At 70.6% G+C, this 13,382-nt stretch carries 14 protein-coding genes and 1 tRNA gene; 8 read left to right on the plus strand and 7 right to left on the minus strand.

All coding sequences use genetic code 11. From position 1 onward, the window contains the following. Nucleotides 1-15 precede the first annotated feature (15 nt). Both ESP57_RS17990 and ESP57_RS17995 read left to right on the plus strand, forming a co-directional pair. Nucleotides 16-747 (plus strand): RNase H family protein, encoded by a 732-nt coding sequence (locus tag ESP57_RS17990; protein ID WP_115961821.1) that lies wholly within the window; start codon nt 16-18, stop codon nt 745-747. 100 nt (nt 748-847) lie between these two features. Continuing rightward, the gene (locus ESP57_RS17995) at nt 848-3,124 is read left to right on the plus strand and encodes a GDSL-type esterase/lipase family protein (RefSeq protein WP_129232445.1); all 2,277 of its coding nucleotides are present in this window, start codon (nt 848-850) and stop codon (nt 3,122-3,124) included. 20 nt (nt 3,125-3,144) lie between these two features. On the opposite strand, the gene pth is transcribed toward ESP57_RS17995, so the two are convergent. Both pth and ESP57_RS18005 read right to left on the minus strand, forming a co-directional pair. Next, nucleotides 3,145-3,729, minus strand: coding sequence for an aminoacyl-tRNA hydrolase (gene pth, locus ESP57_RS18000; protein ID WP_056015036.1), 585 nt, complete (start codon nt 3,727-3,729; stop codon nt 3,145-3,147). 160 nt (nt 3,730-3,889) lie between these two features. Then, nucleotides 3,890-4,522 (minus strand): 50S ribosomal protein L25/general stress protein Ctc, encoded by a 633-nt coding sequence (locus tag ESP57_RS18005; protein ID WP_207904583.1) that lies wholly within the window; start codon nt 4,520-4,522, stop codon nt 3,890-3,892. Between the two features lie 417 nt (nt 4,523-4,939). Here ESP57_RS18005 and gndA point away from each other — a divergent pair, with 417 nt between their 5' ends. The 5 genes from gndA (at nt 4,940) to ESP57_RS18030 (ending at nt 7,892) form a co-directional block, all read left to right on the plus strand. Beyond that, complete coding sequence (gndA, locus tag ESP57_RS18010; protein WP_243648590.1) at nt 4,940-6,352, plus strand: NADP-dependent phosphogluconate dehydrogenase; 1,413 nt, start codon at nt 4,940-4,942, stop codon at nt 6,350-6,352. 26 nt (nt 6,353-6,378) lie between these two features. Further along, nucleotides 6,379-6,732 carry a YidH family protein gene (locus ESP57_RS18015; RefSeq protein WP_056014785.1) on the plus strand — a complete coding sequence of 118 codons (354 nt, stop codon included), beginning with the start codon at nt 6,379-6,381 and terminating at the stop codon, nt 6,730-6,732. A gap of 15 nt (nt 6,733-6,747) precedes the next feature. Then, on the plus strand, nt 6,748-7,086 hold the full coding sequence (locus ESP57_RS18020) for a DUF202 domain-containing protein (protein ID WP_056014788.1): 339 nt from the start codon (nt 6,748-6,750) through the stop codon (nt 7,084-7,086). Beyond that, the gene (locus ESP57_RS18025; RefSeq protein WP_056014791.1) at nt 7,083-7,451 is read left to right on the plus strand and encodes a hypothetical protein; all 369 of its coding nucleotides are present in this window, start codon (nt 7,083-7,085) and stop codon (nt 7,449-7,451) included. Before ESP57_RS18020 ends, ESP57_RS18025 begins: the two co-directional genes overlap by 4 nt. Before the next feature lie 87 nt (nt 7,452-7,538). Beyond that, nucleotides 7,539-7,892 carry a VOC family protein gene (locus ESP57_RS18030; protein WP_129232448.1) on the plus strand — a complete coding sequence of 118 codons (354 nt, stop codon included), beginning with the start codon at nt 7,539-7,541 and terminating at the stop codon, nt 7,890-7,892. A 1-nt stretch (nt 7,893) separates the two neighbouring features. On the opposite strand, the gene ESP57_RS18035 is transcribed toward ESP57_RS18030, so the two are convergent. The 5 genes from ESP57_RS18035 to ESP57_RS18055 all read right to left on the minus strand — a co-directional run bounded on the left by ESP57_RS18035 (nt 7,894) and on the right by ESP57_RS18055 (nt 12,737). Then, nucleotides 7,894-8,430, minus strand: coding sequence for a hypothetical protein (locus ESP57_RS18035; protein WP_129232449.1), 537 nt, complete (start codon nt 8,428-8,430; stop codon nt 7,894-7,896). A gap of 11 nt (nt 8,431-8,441) precedes the next feature. Then, nucleotides 8,442-10,142, minus strand: coding sequence for a long-chain-fatty-acid--CoA ligase (locus ESP57_RS18040; RefSeq protein ID WP_129232450.1), 1,701 nt, complete (start codon nt 10,140-10,142; stop codon nt 8,442-8,444). A 9-nt stretch (nt 10,143-10,151) separates the two neighbouring features. Beyond that, nucleotides 10,152-11,129 carry a ribose-phosphate diphosphokinase gene (locus ESP57_RS18045; protein ID WP_056014800.1) on the minus strand — a complete coding sequence of 326 codons (978 nt, stop codon included), beginning with the start codon at nt 11,127-11,129 and terminating at the stop codon, nt 10,152-10,154. 38 nt (nt 11,130-11,167) lie between these two features. Next, a complete protein-coding gene (glmU, locus tag ESP57_RS18050) occupies nt 11,168-12,610 on the minus strand; it encodes a bifunctional UDP-N-acetylglucosamine diphosphorylase/glucosamine-1-phosphate N-acetyltransferase GlmU (RefSeq protein ID WP_129232451.1) in 1,443 nt (480 codons plus the stop codon). A gap of 55 nt (nt 12,611-12,665) precedes the next feature. After that, a tRNA-Gln gene (locus ESP57_RS18055) sits at nt 12,666-12,737 on the minus strand. Nucleotides 12,738-12,884: 147 nt separating this feature from the next. Here ESP57_RS18055 and ESP57_RS18060 point away from each other — a divergent pair. Next, complete coding sequence (locus ESP57_RS18060) at nt 12,885-13,376, plus strand: MarR family winged helix-turn-helix transcriptional regulator (protein ID WP_056014804.1); 492 nt, start codon at nt 12,885-12,887, stop codon at nt 13,374-13,376. Nucleotides 13,377-13,382 lie beyond the last annotated feature (6 nt).

The raw sequence follows: 13,382 nt of genomic DNA on the forward strand, positions 1-13,382 counted from the left end.
CAGGAGGCCCTCCGCATGATCACCGCCGCCGCCGACGGATCCGCCCTCGGGAACCCGGGCCCTGCAGGCTGGGCCTGGTACGTCGACGACTCGTGCTGGGCGGCCGGCGGCTGGAAGCACGCGACCAACAACCAGGGCGAGCTGAAGGCCGTACTCGAGCTCTTCCGGGCCACGGCCCACCTCGACGACGAGCTGCTCGTGCAGTGCGACAGCCAGTACGTGATCAACTCCGTGACGAAGTGGATGCCCGGCTGGAAGCGCAAGGGCTGGCGCAAGGCCGACGGCAAGGCCGTCATGAACGTCGAGCTCCTGCAGGAGATCGACGAGGCCATCGCTGGCCGGCGCTACCGATTCGAGTGGGTCAAGGGCCACATCGGCCACGCGCTCAACGAGGCGGCCGACCTCCGCGCTCGCGCCGTCGCCGAGGCGTATCAGCGCGGACGAGAGATCCCGACGGGTCCCGGATGGAGCGCGGACTGCGAAGACGGCGGGGCGACGACGGTTGCGGTCGCACCCACCGTGGACGCCGCGATGTCCGAAGACCTGCCCGAGCCGGTCGACCTGGGAACGCCGGACCTCGTGCTCGGCGAGCCCGAAGTCGACGACGCCCTCTTCAGCCTCGAAGAAGCGCCCGAGGCGTGGCACAGCGTCACCCTCGAGCTGTCGACCGAGGAGATCGACCGGCTCCGCCTTCGCGCGCAGGCCGAGGGGCTGTCGCCCGAGGAGTTCCTCCGCCGGCTGATCTGACCGGCGAGCTCGACCCGGCACTGCACGGTGATCAGCCCTTGCGGGGACGATCCTATTGGATCTATGGTCGTGAACACTGTTTCCGACGAAGGGATCATCCGTGCGACTCACGCGCCTGCTCTCCACGCTGATGATCCCCTCCCTCGCGGCGACAGGTCTGCTCACCTGGGACACCGATGGCACAGACGGGCCGACCACGACGAGCGGCAACGGCACATGGAACCTCTCGGGGATCACCTGGAACGACGGCACCGCCTCGCGAGCCTGGCAGCCCGACAGCGACGCCCGCTTCGCCCCCGGACCGGGCGTCGTCAGCCGCGTCGGCATCGGCGGCGACCTCGTGGCGGCGGGCTCGGTGTCCGTCAGCGGCGAAGGCACCACGGTGCTCGAGGGTGCGCTGGGGAACCTGTCCGCTCGCGCGGTCGAGGTCCGCACGACCGGGGCCGGCAAGCTGGCCGTCATCGGGGCGAGCTCCACGCAGGGCGCACTCGCGTCGTTCGTCGTGGCGAACGACGCATCGCTCTACCTCTCGGGCAGCTCCCTGGCCACTTCCCTGCAGGTCGAGGGCGACGGGAACAGCGAGAACCGGGGCGCCCTCCGTCTCGACGAGGGCAGCGCGCTGACCGGCCCGGTCGCACTGACCGGGAACGCGACCATCGGAAGCTCGTCGACCGGCACGATCAGCGGGCAGATCTCCGGTGCGTTCGGGGTGAGCCGCTCCGCCGTCGGTGCGGGCACGCTCGTGCTCGGAGGATCGAACACGTTCACGGGCGGGTTCACGAGCACCCGCGGCATCGTGCGCACCGGTCAGGACGACGCCTTCGGAAGCGGCCCCGTCGTGCTGGCGGGCACGCTGACCTCCACGGGCACCGCACCGCGAGCGTTCGACAATGCCGTCGACCTGACGGCGAGCACGACGTTCGGCGATGCCGCCGCCCCCGGTGCGCTGCACTTCACGGGCGCCGTAACGATCGCGGCCGACACGACGCTGACCACGGTGGCACCTCTCCATCTCGAACGCGCGGCGCTGTCGGGCGCCGTGACGCACGCCGGCGCCGGGGCGCTCGAGATCGGCACGATCGACGTCACCGCCGATGCCCGCATCGACGGTGCCGCCCTGACGATCCCAGAGACCGGTCTGACGATCGACACCGGAGACCACACCGTGACGCTCAACGCACCGCTGTCGGGCACGGGGCGCGTGACGAAGACCGGAACCGGCGTCCTCCGGATCGTCGGGGCGAACGCCTCGAGCGAGGGTATCGACGTCCTGGCGGGAAGCGTCGAGCTCTTCCCATTCGGCCCCGGCCTTCCCGACGACCTGCAGGTCTATCCCAGCGGCGACTCGATCACCTTCGGCGGCTCCGCGCCGGCGGGCTACCGGGGCGCGTTGGCCTCCCTGCTCGCCCCGGTGGCTCCCGGGTTCCGCTTCGTCGGCGACTCTCGGGTCGGGCCCGGAACGCTGCCCGCCGAGCAGCAGAACCACGGCGGGCACTCATCGTTCTCCACCTGGGACATCGAGCGCAACCTCGACGGCCTGGCGACCGAGACGTTCGCGCAGTACGGCGGCACCGACCGCGATCCCCACGGAGGCCACTGGCTCACCGGCCTGGACGCGCCCCTGACGTACTCGGTGCCCGGCCGGGGAAGCTTCACCTACGGACCGCGCGCCGCGCTTTCCCCCGACGTCGTCCTCCTGCTCGTCGGTGCCAACGACCTGTTCCGGCTGAACTGGGACCAGCAGACCGACGCCGACGGCAACGTGGCGCGCCGGCACTACCGCGACCTGCTCGACAAGCTCACCACGATGCTTCCCGACGCCGACATCTTCGCCGGGGCGGTCACGCCCTACAACAACGCGTCCACGTCGGCCGAGAACCGCCGGGTCGCCGCCTACAACGCCATGATCGCCGAACTCGTCGCGGAGGCGGCCGCCGCCGGCGAGAAGGTGCACCTGGTCGACCTGAACACGGGCTACACCGGCGGGTTCGTCGACACGCTCCACCCCGACGCCGCCGGCTATGGATGGATGGCGCGCCAATGGCAGGCGGCCATGATGTCCGAACTCGCTCGACCGGCCGTGGAACCGCTCGAGGTGAACGCCTCGGTGTCGAGCCGATGCGCGGGCGGGAAGGCCGTGCTGGCGGTCAAGACGCCGAACCTCTCCGACGCGCCCGTGTCGATCACGTACGAATCCGCATTCGGGACGAAGTCGTTCCCCGATGTTCAGCCGGGCGACAATGCCTTCCACGCGTTCAGCACGCGGGTGACGGAGCTCCCCGCTGGGGAGCTGACGGTCACCATGACCGCGAATGTCGAGGGGCAGCCGATCACCACGATCAGCGTCGTCGAGTCGCCCGCCAGGTCCTGCGACTGACGCGGGTCCGCCAGGCCTACCTAGCTCGGCGCGTGGAACTTCTGCTGCGCCGCCACGAGGCCGTCGCTCGCGACGGCCTCGACCGCGTCCGCGGCATCCGACAGCAGGTTCGGCAGGGTCGCCCGCTCGGCACCCGAGAAGTCCTTGAGCACGAAGTCGGCCGGGTCCTGACGACCGGGCGGGCGGCCGATGCCGACGCGGACGCGCAGGAACGGCGCGGCATCCGTCGCCTTCTGGATGTCGCGGAGACCGTTGTGGCCGCCGTGGCCGCCGCCCTGCTTGAGGCGGACGGTGTCGAACGGCAGGTCGAGCTCATCGTGCACGACGATGAGCTGCTCTGGGCTCAGCGAATAGAACTTCAGGAGCGCGGAGACCGGCCCGCCCGAGGTGTTCATGTAGCTGTTGGGCTTGGCGATCACGAGCTTCGGTCCGCCGGGGCGGAGGAAGCCCTCTGCCACGCGCGACGGAGTCTTGTGGCTCTTGAAGGGCGCGCCGATGCGCTCGGCGAGCTCGTCGGCGACCATCTGGCCGACGTTGTGCCGGTTGCCGGCGTACTGGGCGCCCGGATTGCCGAGGCCGACCACCAGCCAGGTGTTCTGGGGCATGGCGTCGTCCTTCCGGCGCGGGCGCAGCAGGTCGAGGATTCCCATCGGACCTCCGGGTGCGGGGTGAATCGGTGCGGCGTGGAACGGGCGGGGCCCCGCGCCCCGCAATCCGAGCGTACCCGGATGCGGGAGGCGGGGCCCCGTCGCGGTGGTGCGAGTGCTACTCGGCAGCCTCTTCGGTAGCAGCCTCGGCTGCTTCCTCGGTCGCCTCGCCCTCGGCCTCGGCCTCAGCGGCCTCCTCGCCGAGGTCGACCTTCTGCGGCGTGTGCACGTTGATGACGAGCGCCTCGGGGTCGGAGAGCAGCGTGGCGCCCTTGGGCAGCTCGACGGCGCCCGCGAGGATCTGCGTGCCCTCTTCGAGGCCCTCGACGTTCACGACCACGTTCTCGGGGATGTGCGTGGCCTCCGCCTCGAGCGACAGCGTGTGCTGATCGAGGTCGGCGATCGTGCCGGGCGCGGTCTCACCCTCGACGTGCACGGGAACCTCGACCTGAACCTTCTCGCCCTTCTTGATGACGATGAGGTCGAGGTGCTCGATGACCTGGTGCACCGGGTCCTTCTGCACGTCCTTGACGAGGGCGAGCTGGCTCTTGCCATCGATCTGCAGGTCGAGCACGGCGTTGGCCTTGCGCAGGATCAGGCCGATCTGGTGCGACGGCAGCGCGATGTGGCGCGGCTCGGTGCCGTGGCCGTACACGACGGCGGGGATCTTGCCGGTGGCGCGCAGCTTGCGGGCAGCGCCCTTGCCGAACGACTCGCGGGTGTCTGCGACGACCTTGTTGTCTTCGTCCATGATGTCTCTCCTTGCGGGCTCGCGGCCCAGATCGTTGTCTGTTGTTCTCGACTCGAACGCGCGCAGTCGGACTGCGCAGAGCGTGAGGAAAAGCCGTGGAGCCTGCTCCTACCGCGTCGATCACGGATACCCGTCGCGCCCGCTCTCGCGGACGAACCAGGGCGTCCCTCGCCGAAGTTCACGGCCACCGCACCAGAGGCGCACATGACCGACCATGAAGTCTACCAGCCCCGCCGGTGCGCACCGCGCGACCCCTCTCGGAACCACCGACGCCGCACCGACGCCGACCTCTCAGCAACGTCGCGCAACGGTGAGCCTCGCTCACAGTACGCTGGAGTCGATCCCAAGAAACTCACGAGGAGAGTGTTCGTGCCTGCATCAGCATCAGCAAACATCGGCGTCGTCGGACTCGCGGTCATGGGGTCGAACCTCGCCCGCAACCTGGCGAGCCGTGAAGGCAACACGGTCGCGGTGTTCAACCGCTCCCCCGAGCGCACGCGCACGCTGACGAGCGAACACCCCGAGGCAGGATTCGTCGCCTCCGAAGGCTACGACGACTTCGTGGCATCGCTCGCGAAGCCGCGCACGGCGATCATCATGGTGCAGGCCGGCAAGGGCACCGACGCGGTCATCTCCGAACTCGTCGCGCGCTTCGAGCCGGGCGACATCATCGTCGACGGCGGCAACGCGAACTTCCACGACACGATCCGCCGCGAGGGCGAGATCGCCCCCACCGGCATCCACTTCGTCGGCACCGGCATCTCGGGCGGTGAAGAGGGCGCGCTGAACGGCCCCTCGATCATGCCCGGCGGCTCCGCGGAGTCGTACGAGACCCTCGGCCCGATCCTCGCGTCGATCGCCGCGATCGCCGAGGGCGAGCCGTGCGTCACGCACGTCGGCACCGACGGCGCCGGCCACTTCGTGAAGATGGTGCACAACGGCATCGAGTACGCCGACATGCAGCTCATCGCCGAGGCCTACGACCTCATCCGCCAGGGCACGGGCAAGTCGCCCGCCGAGATCGCCGACATCTTCGCCGAGTGGAACACCGGCGAGCTCGAGAGCTACCTCATCGAGATCACCGCCGAGGTGCTGCGCCAGACGGATGCCTCGACCGGCCGGCCGCTCGTCGACGTCATCCTCGACGAGGCCGGCGCCAAGGGCACCGGCGCGTGGACCGTGCAGAACGCGCTCGACCTCGGCGTCCCGACCTCCGGCATCGCCGAGGCCGTCTTCGCCCGCAGCCTCTCCTCGAAGCGCGCACAGCGCGAGGCGGCATCCGACCTGCCCGGCCCCGCCCAGGCGTGGACGGTCGCCGACGGCGACGCCGACGCGTTCATCGAAGACGTGCGCCTCGCGCTCTACGCCTCGAAGATCATCGCCTACTCGCAGGGCTTCGACGAGATCATCGCCGGCGCCGAGCAGTACGGCTGGGACGTCAAGAAGGGCGACATCGCGAAGATCTGGCGCGCCGGATGCATCATCCGCGCCCGGTTCCTGAACCGCATCGCCGACGCCTACGCCGACGACCCCGCGCTCGTCGCGCTCGTCGTCGCCCCGTACTTCCGCGACGCCGTCGCGGGAGCGCAGGAGGCCTGGCGCCGGGTCGTCGCGATCGCGGCGCAGTCCGGCATCCCGACGCCCGCGTTCTCGTCGTCGCTCGCCTACTACGACGGGCTCCGCGCACAGCGCCTGCCCGCCGCGCTCATCCAGGGCCAGCGCGACTTCTTCGGTGCGCACACCTACAAGCGGATCGACAAGGAGGGCGTGTTCCACACGCTCTGGTCGGGCGACCACTCGGAGATCGAGACGACGCCCTCCTCGCACTGAGGCGGCTGGAACTGAGACGGCCGGCCATGCGCGACCCGAAATGGCGTGACGAGGGCGAGGAACCCGACTACCGGTTCACCCTCGCCAACGAACGCACCTTCCTCGCATGGATCCGAACGGCGCTCGCGCTCCTCGCGGGCGGCGTGCTGCTGCACCAGTTCGCGACGGAGCTCGACCCGCGCCTCGTCGTGACGCTGCTCTCGACGGGGCTCGGCGTCGTCGCCGCAGTGCTGAGCGTCGTGTCGTACACCCGGTGGCGCGGCAACGAGATCGCCATCCGGAACGGCCGTCCGCTCCCGTTCAGCTGGGTGCTGCCCGCCCTCGCGGCGGTCTGCCTCCTGACGAGTGCCGTGCTCGTGGTGCTGCTCCTCGTGGCGTGACGATGGACGACTGACATGGCCGCGTACAGCGTTCCCGCGACGGGCGACCCCGGGCTCCAGCCCGAGCGCACCGCGCTCGCGTGGAGCCGCACGGCCCTCGCGCTCGCGGTCAACGCGCTGCTGTCGATGCGTGCGGGGTTCGTGGCCGGTCAGCCGCTGCTCGTCGCCGTGGGGGTGGTGCTGTTCGCGGCATCCGGTGCCGCCGTCGCGATCGGCACGGTACGGCGACGGCAGCTCGCGGGGCAGCGCCTCGTCATCACGCCGCCGCGCGGTGCGCTCATGGGCGTGGCGGCGGCGACGCTGCTCGCGAGTGCGGGCGGCATCGCCTCGATCTTCGCCGAGGGCACCGTGTGAGCGAGCCGCATCCCGAGCTGCACGGCGCCGACGACGACGACCCTCGGGGTCCCGTCTACGGCGACCGGCGGCGGCGTGCCATCCGCATCACGGTGATCGTGGCGCTCTGCGCGATGCTGCTTCCGATCGTGCTCTCGGTCTTCGGTACCGCCCAGTCGGCCGCGCAGCGCTCCTGCGCGGTGTACGCGGCGCAGTTCGACACGGATGCCGCGGGCGCCCGCGTCTCGTTCGACCTCTTCGCCCGCGGCGGGCCGGGCTGGCAGTGCTTCGCGGTCGGCGAGAACGGCACCGAGACCCTCATCGCCGAGCTCGGACTGCTGCCGGGCGCGCCCCGGCCGATCGATCCCGCCGAACGCGACGTCTGAGCCCTCTGCGTCCCTCCTTGCGGCCCGGATGGCGCCGAGGCTCCACCTCGAGGTATCTTGCCATCGAGATACTTCGGAGGGTCGCGCATGCTGCATCACGTCCAACTCACCTGTCCCCCGGGCAGCGAGGCCGCGCTGCGCGACTTCTACGCCGGAGTGCTGGGGTTCGCCGAGCTCGAGAAGCCTCCGGTGCTCGCCGGGCGCGGCGGGTGTTGGTTCCGCGGCCACGCCATCGAGCTGCACCTGGGCGTCGACCCCGACTTCCGCCCGGCGACGAAGGCCCATCCCGGGCTCCTCGTCGCCGACCTCGACGAGTGGGCGGGCCGGCTCCGAAGCGCTGGGTACCCCGTGCGTTTCGACGACGACTTCCCGGGCATGCGACGGTTCTACAGCGAGGACTGCCACGGCAACCGTCTCGAGTTCCTCGAACCCGTCGCCTGAGTCAGCCCGCTGCGGGCGCGGGGGTGCCGCCTTCGTCGGGGAAGACCCGCTTGTACTTGCGGCCGTCGGCGAGCTCGACCGTCTCGGCGCGGAGCAGCCCGCGCGTGACGCGCTGGTAGATCGCCTGCGGCGTCACGCCGAGCTTCGCCGCCGCTTCGGAGACCGAGAGGCCGGGCAGTTCGGTCGGCACGCTCGACGGGCGCTCGCGCTTGCGCTTGCGGCTCGCCTCGTGCCGCGCCGCGATCTCGTCGTCATCGCCGGCCCAGCGGTACTTCGCCGCCGACGGGCTGAGGCCCGCGGCATCCGCGATCTCGTCCCACGTGCGACCGGCGGCCATGGCCTCGCGCACCGCAGCGAGCGACGCCGCGTCGGCTTCGAGCGCGGCGACGAGCGAGCGGATGCCTCGGAGCCGCTCGAGCGGCTCGGCATCCGTCTCGTCGTCGTCTCTGCGGGTCGAGCCTGCCGAGCTCCCGTGCAGCGCATCGAGTGCCACGAGCTCGGCGAGCGCGCGGGCGGTCTCGGCGGAGAGGAACGACACGGCGGCCCCGCTCAGCCGTTCAGCAGGCTGTTGCGCACCTCGCGGCGCAGCACCTTGCCGATGAGGGACTTCGGCAGCTCGTCGACCTGCACGACGCGCTTCGGCACCTTGTACGGCGTGAGACCGGCGCGGGCGAAGTCGCGGAGCGCGGACTCGTCGAGCACGGCTCCGTCGCGGAGCACCACCACCGCGACGACCTGCTCGCCAGTGTGCTCGTCGGGCAGTCCGACGACGGCGGCGTCCTCGACGTCGGGGTGCGCGCGCAGCGCCTCCTCGACCTCGCTCGGCGCGACGTTGAAGCCGCCCGTGATGACGAGCTCCTTGATGCGGTCGACGATGCGCACGAAGCCCTCGTCGTCGATCGCGACGATGTCGCCCGTGCGGTACCAGTCGGCACCGCCGTCGGTCGCGGGCACGAAGACGGCCTCGGTCTCTTCGGGCTTCTTCCAGTAGCCCGAGAACACCTGCGGGCCGCGCACGATGAGCTCGCCCTCAGCGCCCGTCGCGACATCGGTGCCGGGCGACTCTGGGTCGACGACGCGCACCTCGGTCGAGGGCAGCGGGAGGCCGACCGTGCCGGCCTTGCGGTTCGGTGCCACGGGGTTCGCCATGAGCACCGGCGAGCACTCCGAGAGGCCGTAGCCCTCGACGAGGTATCCGCCGGTCTCGGCCTCCCAGGGCTCGACGACCGCCGCCGAGAGCGGCATGGCGCCCGAGATGGCGATGCGGATGCCGTCGAGCGAGACGCCCTCGGCGACCGCGGCCTTCGTGAGCCGGTCGTAGATCGGCGGCACGGCGGGCAGGAACGTCGGCGGATGCTTCTTCACGACCTTGAGCACGAGGTCGGGGTCGAACTTCGGGAAGAGCACGAGGCGGGCGCCCATGCTCATCGCGAAGGTGAGGCAGAGCGTGAGCCCGTAGGCGTGGAACATCGGCAGCACCGCGTACACGACGGCGGTGCCGCGCTCGATCTCGGGCACCCACGCGCGCGCCTGGGCCGCGTTGGCACCGAGGTTGCCGTGCGTGAGGGTCGCGCCCTTCGGACTGCCGGTCGTGCCGCTCGTGTACTGGATCACGGCGACGTCGGAGACCTCGGGCCCGATGATGTGGGCATCGATCGGTTCGGCCCCGACGATCTTCTCCCACGGCGTCGTGCCGCGCACGGCCGTCGTGAGCGCGCTGCGGGACTCGCGGGCCTTCGCGATCGGCAGGCGCAGCATCGCGCGCATCGTGAAGGGCATCGCCCGGGTCACGTCGACCGAGATGATCGTCTGCACCGCGACATCCGGCGGGAAGTCCTGGATGGTCTCGACGACGTTGTTCCAGGCGATGACGACGCGAGCGCCGTGATCCTCGAACTGGTGGCGGAGTTCACGCGGCGTGTAGAGCGGGTTGTGCTCGACGACGATCGCACCGAGGCGGAGCACCGCATAGAACGCGACGATGTGCTGCGGGCAGTTCGGCAGCACGAGCGCGACGGGGTCGCCCTTCTGCACGCCGAGCAGGCGCAGCCCCTCGGCCGCGCGCTCGATCTGCTCGCCGAGCTCGGCGTAGTTCGTGGTTCGGCCGAAGAACTCGAGTGCCGCGTTGTCGGGATAGGTCTCGACGGAGGTGCGGATGAGGTCGGCGAGCGAGCCCGTCTCGACGGGGAGGTCGGCCGGAACCCCCTCCGCGTAGCTCGAGAGCCAGGGGCGAGGGGTCGTGATCTCCATCGCTGCGCCTTACGCCGCGCCGTCGAACATGCTCGTGACCGAGCCGTCTTCGAAGACCTCGTGGATCGCCCGGGCGAGGAGCGGCGCGATCGGCAGCACCGTGAGGCGGTCCCAGCGCTTGTCTTCGGGCACCGGCAGCGTGTCGGTGACGACGACGCGGTCGATGACGTCGGACTGCAGGATCTCGGTCGCGGGGTTGGAGAAGACCGCGTGCGTCGCCGCGACCACGACGCCGATGGCGCCCGCCGCCTTCAGCGCCTCTGCGGCCTTCACGATCGTTCGGCCGGTGTCGATGAGGTCGTCGACGAGGAGGCAGACGCGACCCTCGACCGGGCCGATGATCTCGTGCACCGAGACCTGGTTCGGCACGAGCGGGTCGCGGCGCTTGTGGATGATGGCGAGCGGCGCGCCGAGCTTGTCGCTCCAGATGTCGGCGACGCGCACCCGGCCCATGTCGGGCGAGACGACCGTCAGCGTCGACGGGTCGAGCGAGTTCTTGAACTCCTCGAGCAGCACCGGCATCGCGAAGAGGTGGTCGACCGGGCCGTCGAAGAAGCCCTGGATCTGCGCGGCGTGCAGGTCGATCGACATGATGCGGTCGGCACCGGCGGCCTTGAAGAGATCGGCGACGAGTCGTGCCGAGATCGGCTCGCGGCCACGGCCCTTCTTGTCTTGGCGGGCGTAGGGGTAGAACGGCGCGACGACCGTGATGCGCTTGGCCGATGCGCGCTTGAGCGCATCGATCATGATGAGCTGCTCCATGAGCCACTCGTTGATGGGCGAGGTGTGCGACTGGATCACGAAGGCGTCGGAACCGCGCACGCTCTCGTCGTAGCGTGCGTAGATCTCGCCGTTGGCGAAGGTGCGCGCATCGGTCGGCACGAGCTCCGCGCCGAGCTCGGCCGCGATCTCGTTGGCCAGCGACGGGTGCGCCCGCCCCGACACGAGTACGAGGCGTTTCGAACCGGTGGTCTCGATTCCCGACATGTCTCGGTGTGTCCTCTCCACCCGCCTCGGCCGGTGCGTCAGTCGGCGGCGGGGCCCGTCGCCTCGGCGGCGGCAGCTGCCTCAGCAGCCGCGGAGCCGGCTCGGTGCGTCTGGACCCATCCCTCGATGTTGCGTTGCGGCGCCACGTTCACGGCGAGTGCACCGGCGGGGACGTCTTTGCGGACGACCGTGCCGGCACCCGTGTAGACGCCGTCCCCAATCCTAACGGGCGCGACGAAGACGCCGTGCGAGCCGGTGCGCACGTGCGAGCCGATCTCGGTGCGGTGCTTGTTCACGCCGTCGTAGTTCGCCGTGATCGAACCGGCGCCGACGTTCGAATGCTCGCCGACCGTGGTGTCGCCGATGTAGCTGAGGTGCGGCACCTTGCTGCCCTCGCCGATGTTCGCGTTCTTCGTCTCGACGAATGCGCCGATCTTGCCGTCGGCGCCGAGCACCGTGCCCGGTCGCAGGAACGAGAACGGCCCGACCGTCGCCCCGGCGGCGATGACCGCGAGGGTGGCGTCGGTGCGCTTGACCTCGGCGTTCTCGCCGATCTCGCAGTCGATGAGGGTCGTGTCGGGTCCGACGATCGCGCCCGTGGCGATGAGCGTGGCCCCCTTGAGCTGCGTGCCCGGACGGATGGTGACGTCGGGCTCGATGCGCACGGCGAGGTCGATCCAGGTCGTCGCGGGGTCCTCGATCGTGACGCCGTTCAGCTGCCAGCCGCGCACGATGAGCGCGTTCAGGCGAGCAGCGGTCTCCGAGAGCTGAGCGCGGTCGTTGATGCCGGCGACGAGCCAGGGCTCGGAGACGGGCACGGCCTCGACCTCGGAGCCGGCGGCGCGGAGCAGGCCGATCACGTCGGTGAGGTACTTCTCGCCCTGCGCGTTGTCGGTCGTGAGGTTCGCGAGCTGGTCGCGGAGCGCCGCCGCACCGAACGCGTAGATGCCCGCGTTGATCTCGGCGATCGCGCGCTCGTCGTCGCTCGCGTCCTTCTGCTCGACGATGCGGTCGAAGAGGCCGGCGGCGTCGCGCACGACGCGGCCGTAGCCGGTGGGGTCGTCGTAGACGGCCGAGAGCACGGATGCCTCGGCGGCATCCGCCCGGTGCTGCTCGAGGAATGCCGCGAGCGTGTCGGCGTTCAGGAGCGGCACGTCGCCGTTCAACACGAGGACCTCGCCGTCGAAGTCGGCCGGGAGCGCGGCGATGGCCTGCTCGACGGCGCGGCCGGTGCCCGGGATCTCGTCTTGGTCGACGATGATCGTGCCGGGGAGTTCCCGCTCGACCACGGTCGCCACGAGGTCGCGCTCGTGGCGCACGACGGCGACGATGTGCACGGCGTCGAGCGCCCGCGCGGTGGCGAGAACGTGTGCCACGATCGGCGCGCCGGCGAGCGGGTGCAGCAGCTTCGGCACCGCGGACTTCATGCGCGTGCCCTGACCTGCGGCGAGGACGATGATGGCGAGGTTCTGGTCGGTCATTCGCGCGTGTTCCTATCGGTGCGGTCTGAGGGATCGATCGGGACGGCCGTTCGGGCTCCGCCACCAGGATTCGAACCTGGACCGAACAGCTCCAAAGGCTGCCGTGCTGCCGTTACACTATGGCGGATCGCGCGGGCGCCTGGCCGCGCGCGTCAACCAGTCTGCCATGAGCAGGCCGTCGCCGATGAGCCGACGGGCGGCTCGAGGCATCCGGCGCCGTCTGCACCGGCACCGCCTGCACCGGCGCCCCGTCCGGTCGCGGGATAATGACGGGATGACCGATGCTGACGAGGTCGACCGGATCGTCGACGACTGGGAGCGAGAGCGACCCGACCTCGATTTCTCACCGCTGCAGGTGCTCTCGCGCGTCGCGCGACTCTCGAAGCACCTCGACCGGGCGCGGCGTCAGGCGTTCGCTCGTTCGGAGCTCGAGTCCTCGGAGTTCGACGTGCTCTCAGCGCTGCGCCGTGCGGGCTCCCCCTATCGGCTCTCCCCCAAGCAGCTCCTGCAGCAGACGCTCGTCTCGAGCGGCACGATGACGAACCGCATCGACCGGCTCGTCGAGCGCGGGCTCGTGAACCGGCAGACCGACCCGAACGACGGGCGCGGCATCCTCGTCGAGATGACCTCTGCCGGGCTCACCCGCGTCGACGCGGCGATCACGCGCCTCGTCGACGCCGAGGCCGAGCTGCTCCGCAGCCTCCCTGCGGCGGAGCAGAAGCGGCTCGCCGGCCTGCTGCGCAAGCTCAGCCTCGGGTTCGACTGAGGAGAG

This window comes from Agromyces fucosus, from assembly GCF_004134865.1.
In the GTDB taxonomy this organism is placed as follows: domain Bacteria; phylum Actinomycetota; class Actinomycetes; order Actinomycetales; family Microbacteriaceae; genus Agromyces; species Agromyces fucosus.